Source organism: Nocardia sp. Tas62D01, from assembly GCF_055232035.1.
In genome coordinates this window covers 9,171,107-9,191,421 of the sequence record NZ_JBUYUZ010000001.1, presented here as the reverse complement: position 1 = coordinate 9,191,421, position 20,315 = coordinate 9,171,107, and the positions used below count along the sequence as shown (strand labels likewise).

15 protein-coding genes and 3 pseudogenes are annotated in these 20,315 nt (G+C 64.7%); 7 read left to right on the top strand and 11 right to left on the bottom strand.

What is annotated here, in order from left to right; translation table 11 throughout:
• Positions 1-28: 28 nt before the first annotated feature.
• Together ACV7NQ_RS44725 and ACV7NQ_RS44720 are read left to right on the top strand one after the other, a co-directional pair.
• A complete protein-coding gene (locus ACV7NQ_RS44725; RefSeq protein ID WP_463365018.1) occupies positions 29-1,060 on the top strand; it encodes a terpene synthase family protein in 1,032 nt (343 codons plus the stop codon).
• 23 nt (positions 1,061-1,083) lie between these two features.
• A complete protein-coding gene (locus tag ACV7NQ_RS44720; protein ID WP_463365017.1) occupies positions 1,084-2,403 on the top strand; it encodes a cytochrome P450 in 1,320 nt (439 codons plus the stop codon).
• Between the two features lie 511 nt (positions 2,404-2,914).
• Here the strand turns inward: ACV7NQ_RS44720 and ACV7NQ_RS44715 are convergent.
• The gene (locus ACV7NQ_RS44715; RefSeq protein ID WP_463365016.1) at positions 2,915-3,115 is read right to left on the bottom strand and encodes a dihydrofolate reductase family protein; all 201 of its coding nucleotides are present in this window, start codon (positions 3,113-3,115) and stop codon (positions 2,915-2,917) included.
• Between the two features lie 69 nt (positions 3,116-3,184).
• Between ACV7NQ_RS44715 and ACV7NQ_RS44710 the strand changes: the two genes are divergently transcribed.
• Positions 3,185-4,084 carry a bifunctional helix-turn-helix transcriptional regulator/GNAT family N-acetyltransferase gene (locus ACV7NQ_RS44710; RefSeq protein ID WP_463365015.1) on the top strand — a complete coding sequence of 300 codons (900 nt, stop codon included), beginning with the start codon at positions 3,185-3,187 and terminating at the stop codon, positions 4,082-4,084.
• A gap of 409 nt (positions 4,085-4,493) precedes the next feature.
• Here ACV7NQ_RS44710 and ACV7NQ_RS44705 read toward each other — a convergent pair whose 3' ends face one another.
• The 3 genes and pseudogenes from ACV7NQ_RS44705 to ACV7NQ_RS44695 form a co-directional block, all read right to left on the bottom strand.
• On the bottom strand, positions 4,494-5,741 hold the full coding sequence (locus tag ACV7NQ_RS44705) for an IS110 family RNA-guided transposase (protein ID WP_463359126.1): 1,248 nt from the start codon (positions 5,739-5,741) through the stop codon (positions 4,494-4,496).
• Between the two features lie 324 nt (positions 5,742-6,065).
• Positions 6,066-7,310 carry an IS110 family RNA-guided transposase gene (locus ACV7NQ_RS44700; RefSeq protein ID WP_463365014.1) on the bottom strand — a complete coding sequence of 415 codons (1,245 nt, stop codon included), beginning with the start codon at positions 7,308-7,310 and terminating at the stop codon, positions 6,066-6,068.
• A 302-nt stretch (positions 7,311-7,612) separates the two neighbouring features.
• Positions 7,613-8,704 (bottom strand): annotated as a pseudogene (locus ACV7NQ_RS44695) (IS110 family RNA-guided transposase); the annotation flags it as partial.
• A gap of 281 nt (positions 8,705-8,985) precedes the next feature.
• On the opposite strand from ACV7NQ_RS44695, the gene ACV7NQ_RS44690 reads away from it, so the two are divergent.
• Both ACV7NQ_RS44690 and ACV7NQ_RS44685 read left to right on the top strand, forming a co-directional pair.
• The gene (locus ACV7NQ_RS44690; RefSeq protein WP_463365013.1) at positions 8,986-9,270 is read left to right on the top strand and encodes a hypothetical protein; all 285 of its coding nucleotides are present in this window, start codon (positions 8,986-8,988) and stop codon (positions 9,268-9,270) included.
• 627 nt (positions 9,271-9,897) lie between these two features.
• On the top strand, positions 9,898-10,923 hold the full coding sequence (locus ACV7NQ_RS44685) for a reverse transcriptase domain-containing protein (protein WP_463365012.1): 1,026 nt from the start codon (positions 9,898-9,900) through the stop codon (positions 10,921-10,923).
• A 20-nt stretch (positions 10,924-10,943) separates the two neighbouring features.
• Here ACV7NQ_RS44685 and ACV7NQ_RS44680 read toward each other — a convergent pair whose 3' ends face one another.
• The 7 genes and pseudogenes from ACV7NQ_RS44680 to ACV7NQ_RS44650 all read right to left on the bottom strand — a co-directional run.
• Positions 10,944-12,905 (bottom strand): tyrosine-type recombinase/integrase, encoded by a 1,962-nt coding sequence (locus ACV7NQ_RS44680; protein ID WP_463365011.1) that lies wholly within the window; start codon positions 12,903-12,905, stop codon positions 10,944-10,946.
• Between the two features lie 23 nt (positions 12,906-12,928).
• Positions 12,929-14,346, bottom strand: a pseudogene (locus ACV7NQ_RS44675) (IS3 family transposase).
• 106 nt (positions 14,347-14,452) lie between these two features.
• Positions 14,453-15,052, bottom strand: a complete 600-nt coding sequence (locus tag ACV7NQ_RS44670; RefSeq protein ID WP_463365010.1) for a hypothetical protein — start codon at positions 15,050-15,052, stop codon at positions 14,453-14,455.
• Positions 15,052-16,242 carry a tyrosine-type recombinase/integrase gene (locus tag ACV7NQ_RS44665; RefSeq protein WP_463365009.1) on the bottom strand — a complete coding sequence of 397 codons (1,191 nt, stop codon included), beginning with the start codon at positions 16,240-16,242 and terminating at the stop codon, positions 15,052-15,054. The genes ACV7NQ_RS44670 and ACV7NQ_RS44665 overlap by 1 nt, the downstream gene beginning before the upstream one ends.
• A 59-nt stretch (positions 16,243-16,301) precedes the next feature.
• Positions 16,302-17,402 carry a reverse transcriptase domain-containing protein gene (locus ACV7NQ_RS44660; protein WP_463365008.1) on the bottom strand — a complete coding sequence of 367 codons (1,101 nt, stop codon included), beginning with the start codon at positions 17,400-17,402 and terminating at the stop codon, positions 16,302-16,304.
• A 627-nt stretch (positions 17,403-18,029) separates the two neighbouring features.
• Entirely contained in the window at positions 18,030-18,317 is a 288-nt protein-coding gene (locus ACV7NQ_RS44655; protein WP_463365007.1) for a hypothetical protein, read from the bottom strand.
• A 241-nt stretch (positions 18,318-18,558) separates the two neighbouring features.
• A pseudogene (locus ACV7NQ_RS44650) lies at positions 18,559-18,866 on the bottom strand (Tn3 family transposase); the annotation flags it as partial.
• A 353-nt stretch (positions 18,867-19,219) separates the two neighbouring features.
• Here ACV7NQ_RS44650 and ACV7NQ_RS44645 point away from each other — a divergent pair.
• Together ACV7NQ_RS44645 and ACV7NQ_RS44640 are read left to right on the top strand one after the other, a co-directional pair.
• Complete coding sequence (locus ACV7NQ_RS44645) at positions 19,220-19,525, top strand: hypothetical protein (RefSeq protein WP_463365006.1); 306 nt, start codon at positions 19,220-19,222, stop codon at positions 19,523-19,525.
• Positions 19,526-19,580: 55 nt separating this feature from the next.
• Positions 19,581-20,285, top strand: a complete 705-nt coding sequence (locus ACV7NQ_RS44640) for a DUF899 domain-containing protein (protein WP_463365005.1) — start codon at positions 19,581-19,583, stop codon at positions 20,283-20,285.
• Positions 20,286-20,315 lie beyond the last annotated feature (30 nt).

Below are 20,315 nucleotides of genomic sequence, written 5' to 3'. Positions count from 1 at the left end.
CCACTACCGACGCAACTCCGAGGAAGTAATGACACTGTCGTCCGAAGGCGCCGTGGGGGTCTGCTCGCCAGCAGGTATTCTGCTGCCCTTCCCGGTGCGAACAAGCCCCGACCTGGCGAGTGTCCGCAAGGTACACGAGGATTGGATGCTTGGGCACGGGCTCATCGTGGCCGACGAACAAGACGGGTGGGCGGTCGAGCGTTACCGCAGTTTCGATCTGCCCCGGCTGGCGGCGTTGGTGTGGCCCTACGCACTCGGTGCCGATTTGCAGCTCGGATGCGATGTGGTGGGCTGGACCCTGGTGTTCGACGATTGGTTCGAAAGCGGTTCCGGCGCCATGGCCTCGCCTGACGCCGCAGTGATCGATGCGTTGCTAGAGGTCCTCGTCACGCCGGAGTACACACTCGGATCGTCGGCCCACCCGGTGGTGCGCGCGTTCTCCGACATCTGGTCCCGGTACACCGCAGGAATGCCGCCGTCGTGGCGGTATCGCGCTGCGCACAATTGGGAGTTCTATATCTGCGCCAATGTGTACGAGGCGACCGAACGCCTCGACGGCGAGATACCGTTACTCGATCATTACCTCTGTCTGCGTCGCGGCACGGTCTGCTTGGAGAACTACACCGACCTGTCCGAGCGACTGGGTGGCTTCGTCGTATCGCCCAAGGCTTTTCACATACCGCAGCTGCGACAGTTGCGTCGTATAGCGACGCTGGTCCCGGCCCTCACCAACGATGTGGTCACTCTGCCTAAAGAGGAAAGAGCTGGCGAGGTCAACAACCTGGTGCTGGTGCTGGAACAGCGGCACGGCTGCAATCGCGAGCGGGCGATCGAATTGGCGCTGCAGCTGGTAGGGGAGAAAATCGCCCGCTTCACCGAGCTGGCCGCGGACGTGTCGGATCTGGCACGCAAGTACCGGCTCCCGCCCGGGGAGCAGCACGACATCGACCGATATGTGGACGCACAGCGTTTGTGGATGGGAGGTTTCGAAGAATGGTCACGCCGGACCCAGCGCTACACGAAGCAGCTGATAACGCTGCCACCGGATCAGCGGGGCTGATCCCTCCGCTCGCCGACCGGCGGATGCCTCTCGCCGGGCATCTCATCCCCTTCGGCCGCGACCCGCTGGCGTTTCTCCAGGCGGCCCGCGCCGAAGGCGACATCCTGCGTCTGCAGATCGGGCCCAAACAGTTCTACCTGCTCAACTCGCCGGTCCTGATCCGCCAGGCTCTGGTCGAGGATGCGGCGAAGTTCGGCAAAGGTGTTCTCTTCGAGCGAGTACGTCCGCTGCTGGGCAACGGCCTAGTCAACTCCGAAGGATCGTTCCATGCGCGGCAACGCCGGCTCATGCAGCCCGCGTTCAACCGCAAGCACATCGCCAACTATGTCCGGACAATGAGCGACCTTGCCACATCGCTGGCCGACTCCTGGCACGACGGGCAGACGGTTGCGCTCGCCCACGATCTGCACAGGTTGAGTTCGGACGTCATAGCGACCACCATGTTTCCGGACACCTCGAGTCATTCCATGGTCGAGGAACTACAGCGCTCCCTGTCGGTCGTCTTGAACGGGGTGATCATCCGAACGCTGGTACCCTACCGGTTCTGGGAATTCCTGCCGATACCGGGAAACCTACGCTACCGGCGTGCGATCGACCGGCTGCGCCGCACGAGCGGAGAGCTCATCAAGACCGCCCGCGCGGGTAGTGCCGCACCGGACGGCCTGCTGGCGTTGTTCGCTGCCGCCCGGGATGCCGATACCGGCGAAGCGATGACCGACCTCCAGCTACTGGACGAAGTCACCACCCTGTTCGCCGCCGGCACCGAAACGGCATCGGTCACGCTCTCCTGGCTGTTCTACGAGCTCGCGGGCCACGGCGCTATTGAAGCACGCCTGCACGCCGAGCTGGACGAGCAACTCGGCTCCGCACCGATCGACTTCGAAACCATCAATCGGCTCGGCTACTGCCGCCGTGTGATCGAGGAGACGCTGCGCCTGCACACCCCGACCTGGTTCCTGAGCAGGCGTGCCATCGACCCGGTGCGGCTCGGTGACTGGCTGATACCCGCTGGCGCGGAGGTCATCTACAGTCCGACGACCCTGCATCGCGACCCGAACCTGTTCGACGACCCGTTGCGATTCGACCCGGACCGGTGGTTGCCGGAACGCAGCCCCAGCGTCAGCCCCGGTTCGTTCATCCCGTTCAACCTGGGGATCCGCAAATGCATCGGTGATCACTACGCGATGACCGAGATGATCGTCGCGGTGGCCGCGATCGCGCGCCGGTGGCGGCTCGGTGCGACGCCGGGACACACTGTGCGCGAACGCGTTTCGACGACGATCCACCCCGGAAACCTGACAATGAAGGTGGAGTCTCGTCGTCCGGGTATGCCTGCGCCATGACAGCACAAACCTGGACGCACCGCTCCCGTCCACGCGCCCACTGCGGGGTTGAGGGAATCGAGCTCGCGTCGGACGCGGAAACCATCCGGCGGACGGCGCGTTACCGGACCGCGGCCCCAGCCGCCGGCACGGTCGTGGCTCGGGCCACCCCTGGCCCCGCCTACCAACTCAGCCAAGACGGCAACGTCGACCGGCACGCAGCGATCTCGGCTCGAGAAGATCAGCCGGATGCGGGACTGCGCGTTCCATGCCGGAGTTGAGCTCGTCGAAACGGCTGGCTCTCACCCGGTTGATCATCACGGACCTCGCCGGGTCGACCGCTGGTACAGCACATACCATTCCCGGTCGCAGCGATCCGCCGGTTCGATGTCGTAGGAGGCACAACCGATCCCGACACACCAGAAACGAATCACATCGACGTGAGACACGGTCTTACGCATTATCCCGTTGAACGCCAAGCCCTTCGCCGGGATAACAGCGTCCGACCGATCGATACGACGTGCAGCGAATTTCAGCGGCGAGCGTAGGTGACAGCGACCGCATCGCCAGCCAGAACGGTAGCGTCGACTAAACGCAGTGGAGGCAGATCGGTTGGATCCGCAAAATGGGGGACACCATCAGGTCCGGCGAGGAGTGGGTGCGTGATCAGCACATACTCGTCGATGAGGTGTTGGCGCGACAGCTGGCGGGCCAACGTAGGACTGCCTTTCAATTAGTGATCGGTCTGCGGAGATCCGCCGTACGCTTGGCATGTAAGAATTTCTCTGACTAAAGTCAGAGAATGGATGTGATGCAGATCGATCAGGTGCGGCGGTTCAACCGCACCGTCACTGAACGCGTGGGTGTGCTCCACGACCATTACCTGGGCCGGGATCGGCCCATCGGTGAAGCGCGGCTGCTGTGGGAGATCGGCGGGCAGGGCAGGGACGTGCGGTGGTTGCGAGTGCGTCTGGGGCTCGATTCTGGGTATGTCAGCCGACTGCTGCGCTCCCTGCAGGCGGATGGCCTGGTGACGATAGAGCCGCAACCTGGCGACCGGCGAGTACGCACAGTTCGGCTCACCGCTGCTGGTCACGCTGAGCGTGATGTCCTCGATGGCCGTAGCGACGAATTGGCCGGCTGCCTGCTCGAACCGCTCAACAGCGCCCAACGCGCCCGGCTAGTGGCCGCTATGGCCGAGGTGGGCCGGTTGTTGACCGCCACGATGGTTACGCTGGAAACCGTCGCTCCTGATCACCCTGACGCCCAGTATTGTCTACGGTCCTACTTCGGTGAGCTGCAAGAGCTCTTCGAGACGGGTTTCGACCCCACGCGGAGCCTGCTGCCCGACGCGAGCGAATTGCGCTCTCCGCGCGGCCTATTGCTGGTCGCCCGGCTGCATGGTGAACCGGTCGGTTGCGCTGGCCTCAAATTGCCCCCCAATGCGGCACCTGAAATCAAACGCATGTGGGTCGCGCCCCACGTGCGGGGCCTCGGCCTCGGACGCAGGTTCCTGGCCGAACTGGAGGCACGGGCCGCCCAGCGCGGATGCGACGCGCTGCGCTTGGACACCAACAAGGCGCTGGTCGCCGCGATCAGTCTGTACCGCTCCTACGGCTTTGAGGAGGTTGCCGCCTTCAACGAGGAGTCGTACGCCCATTATTGGTTCGAGAAGCGGATCACCACGCCATCGTCCGGGTGAAGACCTCATCTGCGTAGGTGACTGGCCGTAAGACTTCTCCAGGGCGGGCCGGTCGGGTTGTTCCCCCGAATGGACCGCCTTCCACTTCGGAACGCTTTCAACTCGGCGGAATCCACGGTTGCCGCAGTCCACCTTGGCGTCCGGCTCATCGACATTATGGGACGTTCGAAAGCTGCAGGCAGCCGGACGTGGGCGTGGTCAGAAGAGGGTGTCACGGACGCGTAGTGGTCGGTAGCCGGTCAGGTCGAGTTGGGCGGGTTCGGCGTCGATGTCGATGGCGCTGAAGAAGTTGATGTTTACGCTGCGGGCTGGAGAGATGTGCGTGAGTACCTCGTCTGGGCGACGGCGAGCCCGTAATACTCTGTCGTCTGACCCGAAAATTGAAGGTGAGGTAACCGCTTGGCCGGGGTCAGGCGGCTCCTTCGATGGGGTCGAAGCGGATGGTGAATCCCAGGGCGTTGGCTTGGCGGGTGAGCCGGCGCATCGCGGCTTGGGGGTCGCGTTTGGTGAAGTAGTCACCGCCGAGGTCGTGGTAGTCGACGTCGTTGGTGAGCATGTGCCAGACCGCGGTGAGGATCGAGTGTTCCAGGGCGACGAGGGCTTTCTTCTTCCCGAGCCGGGGGGCTAGTCGGTGGTAGCGGGCGCCGAGGTAGGTGTTTTCCTTGGTGCGGGATGCGGCCATGGCCGCGGTGCCCAGGGCACCGCCGAGCCATCGGTTGCCGTGGCGGGTCTTGCCGGATTTGTGTTTGCCGGCGGATTCGTAGTGCCCGGGGCAAACCCCGGCCCACGAGGCCAGGTGCCCGGCGGTACGGAACCTGCTCATGTCGGCGCCAGTCTCGGCGATGATCACCTCAGCGGTGCTCTGCCCGACCCCAGGGATCGTTGCCAACCGTTCAAGCTGACGGGCAAAAGGGCGCATCTCTTCCTCGATCCGCGTCGACAGCTCCAGGATCACGGCCGAGAGCTGGTCGATGCGTTCCAGGTGCAGCCGGCACAAAAAGGCGTGATGCTCCCCGAAGTTCCCGGTCAGCGCCTGCACCAGCTGCGGAATCTTCGGGCGCATCCGGGCCTTGGCCATCTCTGCCAGTACGCGCACATCGCGCTCCCCGTCGATGAGCGCCGCGAGCATCGCCCGCCCGGAAACACCGAGGATGTCGGTGGCCACACTGGACAGTTTGATGCCAGCGTCTTCGAGTTCCTTCTCCAACCGTGAGGCCTCGCGGGAACGTTCAGCCGCCAATGTCGTCCGGTAGCGGGTCAGATCCCGCAGGTGCCGGATCGGCTCCGGGGGCACGAACGAGGCCTTGAGTAGCCCGCACTCACCCATCTGACACAACCATGCCGCGTCGGACACGTCGGTCTTGCGCCCGGGCAGTCCTTTGGCGTGCGCGGCGTTGACCAGGATCACGTTCAGGCAGTCCTCCAGCAGATAGAACGCACCCCGCCAGTAATCCCCGGTGGCCTCCATCACCACAAGGGTGACCTTCTCGGCCACCAGCCAGTCCCGCAGTTCCAGCAGGGCGTTGGTGGTCGTGGCGAAGGTGCGGATCTCCTGGCGGCGTGAGCGCCCGCGCCCCGGCTTCGCGGTGCGCACACACGCTTTTAGGTCCTTCTTGCCGATGTCCAACGCGGCGCACCGCTCGTGCAACAGTTCCACGACACCCTCCCGAGACGACTGGCCGGCCTGGCACGCCCGTCCGGAGGAACCACAGGGCTAAAGAGTCTGACCCACGTGCTCGAAGCAACAATCGACAGTTCCTGTCGGTGGTCCCCAACACCATCCTGATCCACGAGCTCAAGGCATCACAGTACGATCGGCGTCCCGGACGAACGCGCCCCCATTTTCCCGCCTCCACGGCGGCCCAGCGCAGCGGCCCAGGTTCCTGATCCGAAAATACCCCCAGCTCAGGGTGGGGCCGGGCATGGCTGGGTCCCCGACTGCGATGCGTAGCGAGCCGTCGGGGTGGTCCGGGTGTGGGGGTTAGGCGGCTTGGACGGGGTCGAAGCGGACGGTGTAGCCGAGGGCATTGGCTTGGGCGACGATGCGGCGCATGGCGCGTTCGGGATCGAGGCGGGCGAAGTAGTCTGCGCCGAGGTCGCGATAGTCGAGGTCTTCGGTGAGCATGTGCCAGGTCGAGACGAGAATCTTGTGTTTGAGCGCGACCAGCGCTTTCTGTTTGCCTATTCGTGGTGCCAGACGCCGGTATCGGCCGGCGAGGTAGGTGTCCTTGGTGCGGGCCGCGGCCAGAGCGGCGGTGCCCAGAGCGGCATTGAGCCATCTGTTGCCGTGGCGGGTCTTGCCGGATTTGCGTTTGCCGGCCGATTCGTGGTGCCCGGGGCAGTCCCCGGCCCAGGACACCAGGTTCGCCGCGGCAGGGAACCGGGACATGTCCCCGCCGGTCTCGGCGATGATGACCTCCGCGACGCGGCGCCCGACACCGGGGATGGTCTTGAGCCGGTCAAGGCTGCCGGAGAAAGGGCGCATCTTCTCCTCGACTCGTGCCGAGAGCTCCTCGATCGCCGCCGAGAGCTGGTCAATGCGTTCGAGGTGCAGTCGGCACAGGAACGCGTGGTGCTCGCCGAAGTTCCCGGTCAACGCCTCCACCAGCGCCGGGATCTTCGACCGCATGCGGCCCTTGGCCATCTCCGCCAGGGCGGCCGCGTCGTCCTCGCCGTCGATCAGCGCCTTGAGCATCGCGCGCCCGGACACCCCGAGGATGTCGGTGGCCACCGACGACAGCTTGATCCCGGCGTCCTCGAGTTCCTTCTCGAGCCGCTGTGCTTCGCGGGTGCGCTCGGCGACCAGGGTGGCGCGGTAGCGGGTCAAATCCCGCAACTGGCGGATCGGCTCCGGCGGCACGAACGAGGCCCGCAGCAGCCCGCACTCGCCCAACTGGCACAGCCACGCCGCGTCGGAGACGTCGGTCTTGCGGCCGGGCAGCCCCTTGGCATGCGCGGCGTTGACCAGCATCACGTTCAGCTCGTCCTCCAACAGGTAGAACGCCCCACGCCAATAGTCGCCGGTGGCCTCCATCACCACCAGCGTCACCCGCTCGGCGATCAACCAATCCCGCAGCTCCAAAAGCGCGTTCGTGGTCGTGGCGAACGTGCGGACCCGCTGATCGCGGGATCGTTTCCGGTTGCTCGCGCTCGGCGTGCGCACACACGCCTTCAGGTCTTTCTTACCGATGTCCAACGCGGCGCACCGCTCGTGCAACAGCTCCACACCCATCCTCCGGGTCGACCGACAACAGGCGCGCCCGCCCGGAGGGGCCACAGGATCTGAAGAGTCTGATCCTCGTGCTCACGGCAACAATCGACACACCTGTCGGTGGCCCCCACCCGCCAAACTGACCGACGAACTTCTATAGCATCAAGGAAATCTCGGCGTCCCGGGCGAGCGCGCCCCCATTTTCCCGCATCGACGGACACCAGCGAAGCGGCGACGGCAACTGACCGGAAAATAACCAAGGTGACCGGGCACGCGACAGCACCCGGCGGAGCCGGGTTGTCTTGTGGCGGTGGGCGTTAGGCGGCGGGTTCGAGGGTGACGTGGTAGCCCATGGCGGTGAGTTGGGCGATGTGGTTACGGATCCTGCGTTCGGTGTTGACACGGGTGGCGTGGTAGTCGGCACCGAGATCGCGGAACCGGGCGGTCGGGTTGCTAAGCAGGTTCCAGATGATGACCAGAATCGAGCGGGCAACGGCCACGAGGGCTTTGAGTTTCCCACGGCGTTTGATGATGCGCCGGTAGCGTTCGCCGAGGAACGTGCTGGTCTTGGCGGCGGCCGCGGCGGCCTCGCCGAGAGCACCCTTGAGATAGGGGTTGCCCTTGCCGGTCTTGCCCGCGCGTTGCACGGGTCCGGATTGGATGGTGCGCGGGCACAGTTTCGCCCACGACACCAGGTGTGCGGCGGTCGGGAACCGGCTCATGTCGAGCCCGATCTCTGCGAGGATGATCTGGGCGGCCCCCGGGCCGATACCGGGAATCTCATCGAGCCGCTCGATCACGGTCAACTCGGCGGCGTCGTCCCCGCTCGGGCTCGCGCCGCCGGGACTGTCGCCACCACCGCCCGCTACGGGCGCCACCGCGGCCAGCAACTCGTCGATGCGGGTAGTGAGTGCGGCGATCTGGGTGCTCAACGCGTCGATCTGGTCGAGCAGCATCCGGGTCAGCTCCGCGTGGTGGTCATCGAACCTGCCGGTCAACGCCTCGACCAACGCGGCCCGTTTGGTTTTCATCCGGCCACGGGCCAGATTGGCGAGCCGGCGTGGGTCGCGCTCGCCCGCGATCAACGCTTCGAGCATGTCGCGCACCGACAGTGTGTCCATCGTGGATGCCACCGACGACACCTTGATCAGCGCGTCCTCGAGCAGTTTCTCCAGCCGCTGCCAGTAGCGGGCGCGTTCCCTGGTCAGGTCGATACGCAGCCGGGTGTAGTCACGCAACTGCCGGATCGGGGCCGGCGGCACGAAACTGGGTCGCAGCATGCCTTTCTCGGTGAGCTTGGCCAGCCACACCGCGTCCAGCTTGTCGGTCTTCGCCCGGCCCGGCACGTTCTTCACATCGCGGGCGTTGACCAGCTGCACCCGCAGCCCGGCCGCTTCCAGCAGATAGAAGTCGGGTAGGTCCGCCGCATTGCGGCGGCGGACCCCCCTCAGTCAACCTGGCCCCAGGGGACGCCGCGAGGCGTGAAAATGGGTGCGGTCGCCTGTCGACGCCGATTGGTTCTTGGGCTTGGAGCCCGTCCCTCAGTCTGGTGTCGGGGCCCGACCTGCAAGGGTCACGCACTGTTGCTTCGAGCACGCCGGTCAGACTTCGGTTTCCCTGACCGTGGCCCCCGGGCGACCTCTTGCGTGGTGCCGGCCTGATGGAGGTAGTGAGGGTGAGGAAGAAACCGGTGATGTCAAAACCGGAGGTGATCCCCGACGACGAGCACGAGTTGATCCTGCTGCGGGTGTGCGGGATCGATGTGGCCAAGGCGTCAGGGTCGGTGTGCGTGCGGGTTCCACCGGCCACTGGCACACGCCGGGCGAGCCAGGTGCGGGAGGTGCCGGCCACGATGAAAGCCATCCTGGAGCTGGCCGCGGAGTTGACGGCGAAGGGGATCGAGAAGGTCACTGTCGAGTCGACCGGCGACTATTGGCGGATTTGGGTGCGACGTGAAGTTGCACTGGTTGAGTGAGATAGCCGAATGGAGGGTCGAATGCACGACGGTTAGCTTCGGGCGAGTGCTCAGTGCCTGTCTCCGCTCCTGGCATGCGTCGCTGGTAACGGCGGGGTGTGAAGCCCAGGAGGAAGCCCAAGGGCTGGTGTTCCATCCACCGGTTACAGGCAAGGAGAAGTCCGGAAGGGTGAATATGGTGAACCTCTGTAAGCCTCGTTAGCCAGAGCTGCGGATGATGGGAAGTCCTACCGCAGAGCAGGACCCGTCGCTGTGAGGCGGCAGTGGTGATCGGAGTTCAGATGCCGGTCATGTGAGCACCACGGTCCCGGGGTAAAGGGGGCACCCGACACCGGACGCATCTCACCAGTGTGGAACACGGGAACCCCGTCACGGTCCGGCGGCTGATCAAGTCGTCGGTAGGCCGACCGCGAGGGAGGCGGATAGCCGTGGCGGGAACAGGACGGCCCGAGAAGCCAACGGCGGCTGCCGAAAGGCGACAGGAAATCGACGGCGCGACACCGGCTCCTCCAGCCGGTCGCCGCCGTATAACTGGCCGTATACCAGGCTTAGTGCCTGGCCCCGAAGGGGGTGCTGACGCGGGCCGGGTGGCTCTTTGACGATACGAAACCGAGGACGCGGGAACCGATGGACAAGTTAGGCACCACGACGCGGGAAGCGACGGCCGTGATGGTCGACATCGCGGCGCTCGATGCGCACGGCGACGCGGTGAACGGACCTGAGGATCTGCTCGACTGGGATGGGATCCGATGGTTTCCGCTGGTGGAGCGGGTACGGCGTCTGCGGCAGCGGATCTTCAAGGCGGAGCAGGCCGGCGACCGGAAACAGGTTCGCAATCTGCAGAAACTGATGTTGCGCAGCCGAGCCAACACGCTGGTCAGCGTGCGGCAGGTGACCGAACGTAACACCGGCCGCCTCACTGCGGGTGTGGACGGGCAGGTCGTCTCGACCGGTCCGCAACGGGCAGAACTGGCGATGCTGTTGCACCGTCGGGGTGGGCCCGCGCACGCTCTGCCGGTGCGGCGGGTGTACATACCGAAGAAAGGTGGGAAACGCCCGCTCGGGATCCCTGCCATCGCCGACCGCGCCCAGCAACAGCGGGTGCGCAACGCGTTGGAGCCCGAGTGGGAGGCGCGGCTGGATCCCAAGCAGTACGGGTTCCGACCGGGACGCGGCTGCCACGACGCGATTGTGATGATCCACCGAGCGTTGGCGGTGAAAAACGCCAAGCGGGAGTGGATACTCGACGCCGACTTGAAATCCGCGTTCGATAAAATCGACCACAATTTTCTGCTGGAACGGATCGGGACGTTCCCCGCCAGGGAGCAGATCCGGGGATGGCTGAAAGCCGGTGTGGTCGACAAGGGCCGGTACGCTCCGACCGATGAGGGGACCCCTCAGGGCGGAGTGATTTCACCGTTGTTACTGAACATCGCGCTGCAAGGCATGGAAGAAGCCGCCGGAACTCGATACGACACACGAGGTTTCGTCGAACGCGGGTGCCCGACCACCATAACCTACGCTGACGATTTCGTCGTGCTGTGTCACAGTCGTGAACAGGCGCAGGAGGTTCGGGGGCGGATCGGTGCCTGGTTGGAGCCGCGAGGTTTGGCCATCAACGAGGATAAGACGCGAATCCGCTGTCTTCTCTGAACTAAATTTGTGACCGGTTGTTACCGGGTGCCCGAAGTGGCGCGGCCAGCGACCTCGGAGAAGGTGGGGATGCCGAGTTCGACATTGGTCGCTTTGTGTTCGGAGGAGGTGTCGAGTTGCGCCAGTTTGTTTTTGGCGCCGGTGAGGCTGACTTGCAGTCCTTCGATCTCGCCGAGCCATCCCTCGCGTTTGGCTTCGATAATGCGGGCTTCGAGGTTGTCTCGGATCTCTTCGATGCGTGATCGCTGGGCCGGATCCGGCCTGAGCATGGGACATTTGACGCAGGCGTGCTCATGGATGCACGGAGTATTGAATGCGCGTGCGCAGGTGCCGACAGACAGTTTGCGGCGCTCGAAATGCGCAAGGAATGCGTCCCATTCGGCGTCGGTCGGTGTTCGGTATTCTTCGCCGGGGCGGGTCGCTCGGCGACGGGCGATGAACGACCGGTGTGCTTCGAGCGCTTCGGTCGGGTAGATGGCCTTGTAGCCCATGGTTGTTGTTATCGAGGCGTGTCCGGCGATAATCTGGGCGATGTGTGGTGGTAGGCCGTTCATAATGGCGTCGGTGATAAAGATTCTTCGGAAATCGTGGGGTCGGAAATGAAGTGGATTTCCGTCGGTGTCGGTGATCCCGCTGACGGCCAGGATGCGGGCGAACATCTGGTAGATCGCTCTGGGGTTGAAGGCGTGTTTTTCTCCACCGACTGTGCGCTGGAACAGCAGGCCCATCGGTGGCATCCAGGTCTTCTCGGAGTAGTCGTAGGCGGGGACGAGGGGGACGGCGCCACTGGGTATGCGGATGCGGCAGATGATCGCCGACAAGACGTCGGCAAGCTCCGGGTCGACCAGCAGTAGCCGCTCGGCGTCGGTTTTGGAGGGAGCGATCTGCAGCAGCGGCACCAGTTCGCCGGTGGAGGGCAGCCGGTAGGAGGTGATGGCCTGGTGGGTCAACTCCAGCATTTCCTCGATCCGGCAGCCGGTCCGGGACAGCACTTCGAACGCGGCCCAAGCCCAGAACGCGTCGCTTTCCTCCATCGTCAGGTCCCGGCGAACACCCGTGACCGCCTCCTCGGCCCAGACCTTGGCGTTGACCGGTCGGAACATGACCGGGATGCGCAGCATCTGTCCGCCGATGGTGATCGTGTCGCCCGGGGTGGCTTGCCGGGCGGCGGTGAGCCGCTCTGCGGCGGCGTTGCGGAGTTCGTTCGCGATGCGCAGCAGGCTCGGCAGGATCGGCAGGCGTTCGCGGGTGCGTTGGTCCATGCGGGCTTTGACCGCCTGCTTCTCCTTTTTGATGCTCAACTCGGTGGATTTGATCGGACACGGAGCCGCCCACGGACCCCATCGGGTGGGTTCCTCCAGCGCCCATTGGGCGATATCGAGATAGAACGCACGAACTGTCGACAACACCCCCGCGGCCGAGTCCCGCGGTGTGCTGACCGTGCGTGTGATACCGGTGCCCGGGTCGGTGACGGTCCGGGTCTTGGTCTTCAGCCGTTGTTTCCACCCGGTGGCGAACTCCGGTGGCAGGCGCAGGGAGGCGATGCCGGGGTGGTGGTGTTCCAGGTCTGCCCAGAACAGCCCGGCCAGCTCGAGGGCCAGGCGGTTGAGGGTGCTGTAGTCGAGGCTGGGCCGGCGTTCGGTGAGGTAATCGATGATCAGGTTCCGGATCGGTCCGGGCCGCAGCTGGTAGCGATCGACGAGTTCAGTGGCTGACAGCTGTCCTCGCGCGTGTCCGCGCAGCGTTCGCAGGGTCGCGGGAGCGTCCGTCCCGAACACTCCCGAGCGGTGCAGCAGCACGTAGAACAGCGTTTTGCCCGGCGCGCCCCGCGGTCGGACACGGGTGTGCGCGTCGTAGAACTGGACGCAATCGCCGACGGCGATGTCGGCGATGCGGCCACCTTTGCTGGCCAGGATGACCGCGATACGCGCCTTCGCCGGTTGAGCGTTTGCGGTGATGATCGCCGGGTCGGAATTTGTCAAGCCGAATGAGACCGCTGGGTGTGTTATGCGGCTGCGGTATCGGTCTCCTGGGTGTTGTCGTCGGCGGGTCGGTTGATCCAGACGGTGTGGGGCAGGTCGAGGATCTTCGGCGGTGTTGTGGTGGCGAAGCGGTGCGGGTGTCGGGCGCGGGCCACGTCGAGCACCCCGCGCCGGTCGGCTGCTTTGCCGGTGGCCAGCCCGTAGTGGACATCGGCGGGTGTGTGTAAGCCGATGCCGGTGTGGCGGTGTTCGTGGTTGTACCACTGGGCGAATGAATCCATGAATTGTCTTGCCTCGGTGAGTGTTCCGAAGCGTTCAGGGAATTCCGGCCCGTATTTCAAGGTTTTGAACAGCGCCTCGGAAAAGGGGTTGTCGTTGGACACCCGCGGCCGGGAATGCGACCGGGTGACCTCGAGGTCTGCGAGCAGCGCTGCGACGGTCTTGGATGTCATCGAGGTGCCGCGGTCGGCGTGCACGACCTGCGGGACGGGCGTGGACACCGAAGATCTCCTTCATCAATTCCGTTGCCAGAACACCGGATTCGTGAGTATGGACATGGACACCGACGATGTAGCGGGAGTAGATGTCGATCATCACGTAGGCATCGAAATATTGGCCTTTGATCGGGCCGGCGAGCTTGGTGATGTCCCACGAATACACCTGCCTGGACGCGGTCGCACCAGCTCCGGACACACCTTCGCCGGGTGTCGCGCCAGTCGTCGGCGTTCGCCGACTTGCCGGTTTTCCCGCAGCACCCGATACATCGTGGACACCGAACACAGGTAGACACCCTCATCGAGCAGCTGGGCGTAAATCTGCAGCGGCGCCAGGTCGACGAACCGGTCGCTGGTGAGCACCGCCAGAATGCCCGCTCGTTCCAGGACGGTCAGCTTGTTGACCGGGTCCGGAGGCGGTGTCGTGGACACCACCACAGTGAGCGCGGCGGCGGCCTTGCCCCGGCGGATCGCGGTCGAACGCACCAGCCCGGTCAACGACGCCGCTTGCCGGGTGGGCACCCCCACGGCGGTCAACGCCGTATACGCGGCGGTCAACGCTTCTTGCGCTGCTCGTCGGAATCCGCTCTCTCGGAAAGGTTTTCCAAGAGAGCGTGCGCTTTTCCCATAATATCCAGGGCGGCCTCGGTGGTCGACAGGCGCTTGTTCAGCCGGGCGTTCTCCCGCGTCAACCGGGCGATCTCGGATTGCTCGGCGGTCAGCTTGCCGATCTTGTCGCTGGGCTTGCGGCCCGCGAGCACCCCGGCGTCACGCTGCTTGCGCCACTCGCTGATCAACGACGAGTACAGGCCCTCACGCCGCAGATACCCACCGCCGTCGCCGTGCTCGACAGCGGCCTCGTAGGCCTGAAGATGAGCGAGCTTCTCGGCCGCGCTGAACGCGCGGCGCCGCTTGGGCTCGTCGGCTCGTGGCCCCGGTGAATCCATCCGTCCATTGTGGCCCCCGATCGTTGAGGTCCTCGTGCTGGTGGTCATGAAGAAGTTGATCCGTATCTCGCCCTGCGTCAGGCCGATTTGCTGTGAACCAGTGGACTCAACTCAGCCTGACACGCAGGGGGTCGGCGGCGATCTCGCGATCCAGGGCGGCGAAGCCGCCGGCATCGCGGTATTGGCTCATACCGGTGGTCAGCGTGCACGAGCCCCGGCCGATCAACCAGGCCATGCTGGGGCGGATTACGTCTGCGCAGATCAGGATCATCAGCCCGGAGCCCAGGATGCCCCTGTTGGCCGATTCGCCCCGGACGGTCAGCCACTCGGTCGGCTCTCGCGCCCAGTCCGAACCCGAGCACTGTTGCTGACCGCTGGCCAGCCACCGCTGCTGCCACGTGTCGCCCGGGAACGTGGCCAGCCAGTCCAGGAACTTCCCGGCGCCGCGCAAACGTGGCAAGTGCGTCTTGCGCAGCTGCGCGCGGAACGGGGCAACATCCAACCGGCGCATCACTTCCAGCTGGGACTGGCGGGTGTGTGGCCACGACGTCTGCGGGGAGCGTGCCGGGAACCGACGTATCGCCGGATCTCCGATCCAATCCTGCTCTGCGGCAATGTCTTCGGTGAACAGCCGGTCACCGTCGCGGTGCCGAACCACATCCATCGCGGTCGTCTCGGCCCGGTCCTCGCCCGAGGTCGCAGTCACTACTGGCCACCCGGCCGTCCCCACAAGATCGCCAGCGACTGCGGGTCGTAGGCAGGACCAGTCGGCGGCGATGGTGGTTTCTCCCGGTTCTCGGCCCGTCGGGCATGGTGCGCGAGGACATGCTCGATCACCTCGTCACGGCCGGGGATCAGATACCGCTGTGTCGTGGTCAGCGCGGCATGCCCCATCACGGCCTGCACGTGCGTGAGCGGCAACTCCGGATCGCCAGCCATTCTGCGGGCCGCGCAGTGGCGTAGGTCGTGCAACGTCCAGTCCGCTCCGAGCGAGGCATTGACCCGCTCGAACATGCGATGCGCAGCGTGATAAGTCAACGTCCGAAACGGCCGCCGCAACGTCCACCACAATGGCTGCGTGCGCCCGGTCGGCACCAGGCCCCGCATCGACTGCTGATAGATGCGCAAGTGCACGAACGCATCCGGTGATGCCGGGACCTGCTGCACTGCCCGAGTTCCCTTGCGCACCACCGTGATCACCTGCTGGCCAGGATCGACGTCGGCGACTCGCATCCCCAGCAACTCTGACGCGCGGACACCGGCCGACACCCAGAATGCGACCAACGCTCGGTCCCGATCCGAGCGCAGACCCGCGAAGACCTCATCGAACTTCTCATCCGGAATCCCCCGCGGAATACGCTGCGGAACCCGCGGCCGGTAACGACCGACCCGGTCTCGACGGAACTCGTTCATCGGGTTGTGATGAGCATTGGCCCTGCTCGAACGCCGCGACCGGTCCAGCGGGAACGGGTTGATGATCGGGCCGGCGCCGGCCTCGAGATGGAAGTCATAGAACCCTCGTAGCACCGTTTCGGAGTGAGCGACGGTCGCCACCGCATACCGCGAATCACGCGAGGGCTTCCCGGTGATCGGGTTCACCGCACCAGCGGTCTTCCCATTTGCCGCCGAGACAGTCTGGAAGCGGCGAGGTTTCGCGGTCGACTGAATCCAGCAACTGAAATCCCGTGCCTCGACCCGGCTCGCTCGATCCCACGCCACATCAACCGCGGCAAGGAATCGCCACCAGCGCAACAAATCCATCCCATAAGACCGAACCGTCGCCACCGAGCATCCCGACGCCAGCAACTCGCGAAAGAACACACCGACCGGCTCAACCACCACCCCGGCCGCATCCACCAAGCGATAACGTTCACTCGCCGCGGTCGTTTCGATCAACCTGCCGATCCTCGGCACGACCAGACCCGAAAGATCCCGCCCAGCACCCTCATCCATGATCACGCGAGCAAGCTAGCGGGCCTCCACCGCGCACCATCCGCCACCTGCCCGAACCGCCCAGTTAGTTCAGTCAACAGGGCTATATGCGTGATTCGCGTCTTATCCTCGTTGATGGCCAAACCTCGCGGCTCCAACCAGGCACCGATCCGCCCCCGAACCTCCTGCGCCTGTTCACGACTGTGACACAGCACGACGAAATCGTCAGCGTAGGTTATGGTGGTCGGGCACCCGCGTTCGACGAAACCTCGTGTGTCGTATCGAGTTCCGGCGGCTTCTTCCATGCCTTGCAGCGCGATGTTCAGTAACAACGGTGAAATCACTCCGCCCTGAGGGGTCCCCTCATCGGTCGGAGCGTACCGGCCCTTGTCGACCACACCGGCTTTCAGCCATCCCCGGATCTGCTCCCTGGCGGGGAACGTCCCGATCCGTTCCAGCAGAAAATTGTGGTCGATTTTATCGAACGCGGATTTCAAGTCGGCGTCGAGTATCCACTCCCGCTTGGCGTTTTTCACCGCCAACGCTCGGTGGATCATCACAATCGCGTCGTGGCAGCCGCGTCCCGGTCGGAACCCGTACTGCTTGGGATCCAGCCGCGCCTCCCACTCGGGCTCCAACGCGTTGCGCACCCGCTGTTGCTGGGCGCGGTCGGCGATGGCAGGGATCCCGAGCGGGCGTTTCCCACCTTTCTTCGGTATGTACACCCGCCGCACCGGCAGAGCGTGCGCGGGCCCACCCCGACGGTGCAACAGCATCGCCAGTTCTGCCCGTTGCGGACCGGTCGAGACGACCTGCCCGTCCACACCCGCAGTGAGGCGGCCGGTGTTACGTTCGGTCACCTGCCGCACGCTGACCAGCGTGTTGGCTCGGCTGCGCAACATCAGTTTCTGCAGATTGCGAACCTGTTTCCGGTCGCCGGCCTGCTCCGCCTTGAAGATCCGCTGCCGCAGACGCCGTACCCGCTCCACCAGCGGAAACCATCGGATCCCATCCCAGTCGAGCAGATCCTCAGGTCCGTTCACCGCGTCGCCGTGCGCATCGAGCGCCGCGATGTCGACCATCACGGCCGTCGCTTCCCGCGTCGTGGTGCCTAACTTGTCCATCGGTTCCCGCGTCCTCGGTTTCGTATCGTCAAAGAGCCACCCGGCCCGCGTCAGCACCCCCTTCGGGGCCAGGCACTAAGCCTGGTATACGGCCAGTTATACGGCGGCGACCGGCTGGAGGAGCCGGTGTCGCGCCGTCGATTTCCTGTCGCCTTTCGGCAGCCGCCGTTGGCTTCTCGGGCCGTCCTGTTCCCGCCACGGCTATCCGCCTCCCTCGCGGTCGGCCTACCGACGACTTGATCAGCCGCCGGACCGTGACGGGGTTCCCGTGTTCCACACTGGTGAGATGCGTCCGGTGTCGGGTGCCCCCTTTACCCCGGGACCGTGGTGCTCACATGACCGGCATCTGAACTCCGATCACCACTGCCGCCTCACAGCGACGGGTCCTGCTCTGCGGTAGGACTTCCCATCATCCGCAGCTCTGGCTAACGAGGCTTACAGAGGTTCACCATATTCACCCTTCCGGACTTCTCCTTGCCTGTAACCGGTGGATGGAACACCAGCCCTTGGGCTTCCTCCTGGGCTTCACACCCCGCCGTTACCAGCGACGCATGCCAGGAGCGGAGACAGGCACTGAGCACTCGCCCGAAGCTAACCGTCGTGCATTCGACCCTCCATTCGGCTATCTCACTCAACCAGTGCAACTTCACGTCGCACCCAGATCCGCCAATAGTCCGAGGTCGACTCCACGGTGACCTTCTCGACCCCCTCGTCCATCAGCTGATCGGCCAACTCGCTGATCGCGTTGGTCGTGGCCGCCACATCCCACACCCGAGAGCCGCGGTGTCCCGGCCGCCCTTCTCGTGGCGCCCGGACACATACCTTGCCCGACGCTTTGGCCACGTCGATCGCGCACACCCGCTCGATGACCAGTTCGTGGTCGTCGTCGGGAATCTCCTCCGGACCAGTCCTCAACTCGCTTGTCTCCCATCGACATCCGCGTTGTCCATAAGGCGGGTTGCCCGGGGGCCTCGGTACAGGGAACCGAAATTCTGACCGGCGTGCTCGAAGCAACAATGCGTGACCCTTCCAGGTCGAAGCCCCGCCACCAGGCTAATCCACAGGCTCACGCACCCAAGGAAACGTCGGCGTCGGCAGGCAACCCGGCCCTATTTTCACGCCTGCGAGGCGTCACCCGAAGGGAAACAGGGGGCTAATACTTTGTCGTCCACACCGATGACCGCGTTGGTGGCCAGGGTCACCATGCCTGCTCGGTCTGGGTTCAGGTGTCTCCCGCACCGCGCCTTCGTGGGCGTAGAGCAGGTGGCGTTTGAGGGCGTGGATGGATTCGCTCTTGTTGAGCTGGCGGGTGATCTTGCGCCGGTAGTAATCCGGGTCGAACAGATACCGGTCGGATACGTAGATCGTGCGGCGCAACGCCCCGTACTCTTTGAGCGATCGACGCATCGACCCCCAGCCACCGGCAGCGGCTGCCTTCAACCTGTCAATCAGGCTGCTGCCCGTGTATTGATCCGGCGCGGCGTGAAGACTCATCGGTCCGGCCGAGGCTGATGCTGGCTTCATGAGCTGGTCAACATCGTTGATCTCGCAGGCGAGCTGCTAGTGGCATGCCGCTGAGCCTCTGACCGTACCTACGGCGGGAGTCGGCCGTCCCTCGCGCACGCACAAGGTGGAGCCTGGGTGAACACCGCCGACTGGCCGCGGCGGCGACCCTGATCCTCCGCATCCGCCAACACTCGCCACGATCACAGCGTTGACCGATGAGTTTCGGCCGCTTACCGGATCTATATGACTAGGCGGTGTGCGAGACGGCGCCCACGCCTCGTGGGAGAGCGACCGCCAAGTAGGAGGACCCAATGAGCAGGACGGTTGTCGTGCGTTATGAGACGCGCGCGGACGCCGCTGAGGACAACCAGCGGCTGGTGGAGGAGGTGTTCGCCGGGCTGAACCGAGACGATCCGGGTGGCCTGCGCTACATGACTTTGCGGCTGGCCGACGGTGTGAGCTTCGTCCACGTCGCGGTCATCGAAGGTGAGAACGACCCGCTCTCGGAGTCGCCCGCTTTCGCCGAGTTCCAGAAAGGGATCCGTGACCGCGTGGTAGGGCCACCGCAGCCGGCGAGCGCCACCTTGATCGGGTCCTACCGCTTCCTGGCGGGGTAAAGCCTGGGCGGTGCTCCAGCGTGCCCGTCGAAATCCAAACAATAAGGAATGAAAAATGAATCTCCCGAAAGTCGTATCACCAGACGAATGGCTGACGGCCCGCAAGGAGCTCTTGAAGTACGAGAAGGAGCTCACTCTCCGGCAGGACGCCCTCAGTGAACGACGCCGTGAACTGCCCATGGTGAAGCTGGACAAGGGCTACGTCTTCGAAGGTCCCAACGGGAAGACACCCATGCTCGACATCTTCGAGGGCCGCCGGCAGCTCATCATCTACCACTTCATGTTTGCACCCGAGGACACCCACGGGCATAACAGTTGCTCGCTGCTGGTGGACAACATCAGCCATGAGGAGCACCTGCACGCCCTCGACACCACGATCGCACTCATCTCCCGCGCACCGTTGAGCACGCTCACGCCGTTCAAGGACCGCATGGGATGGACTATTCCGTGGTACTCCTCGTTCGGCAGCGACTTCAACTACGACTTCCACGTCACCAACGACGAGTCGGTCGCTCCGGTGGAATACAACTACAAGGACAAGGCCACTCTCATCGAGAAGGGCACGCCCTGGTACATCAGCGGAGAATGGCAGGGCCTGAGCGTCTTCCTGCGCGACGGCGACGACGTCTACCACACCTACTCCGCATACGAACGCGGCATCGATGGACTGGTCAACACCTACAGCTACCTCGACCTGACCCCCCTCGGCAGGCAGGCCCACGTCACTGAGTTCAGCCTCCACGACGCCTACACGTCATAACAACAGCACAGTGGGGAGCGTCGGCCGATG

Coding starts and splice junctions, on each gene's coding strand:
- ACV7NQ_RS44725 (WP_463365018.1), top strand. CDS start 29: ATGACACTGTCGTCCGAAGGCGCCGTGGGGGTCTGCTCGCCAGCAGGT.
- ACV7NQ_RS44720 (WP_463365017.1), top strand. CDS start 1,084: ATGCCTCTCGCCGGGCATCTCATCCCCTTCGGCCGCGACCCGCTGGCG.
- ACV7NQ_RS44710 (WP_463365015.1), top strand. CDS start 3,185: ATGGATGTGATGCAGATCGATCAGGTGCGGCGGTTCAACCGCACCGTC.
- ACV7NQ_RS44685 (WP_463365012.1), top strand. CDS start 9,898: ATGGACAAGTTAGGCACCACGACGCGGGAAGCGACGGCCGTGATGGTC.
- ACV7NQ_RS44660 (WP_463365008.1), bottom strand. CDS start 17,402: ATGGACAAGTTAGGCACCACGACGCGGGAAGCGACGGCCGTGATGGTC.
- ACV7NQ_RS44645 (WP_463365006.1), top strand. CDS start 19,220: ATGAGCAGGACGGTTGTCGTGCGTTATGAGACGCGCGCGGACGCCGCT.
- ACV7NQ_RS44640 (WP_463365005.1), top strand. CDS start 19,581: ATGAATCTCCCGAAAGTCGTATCACCAGACGAATGGCTGACGGCCCGC.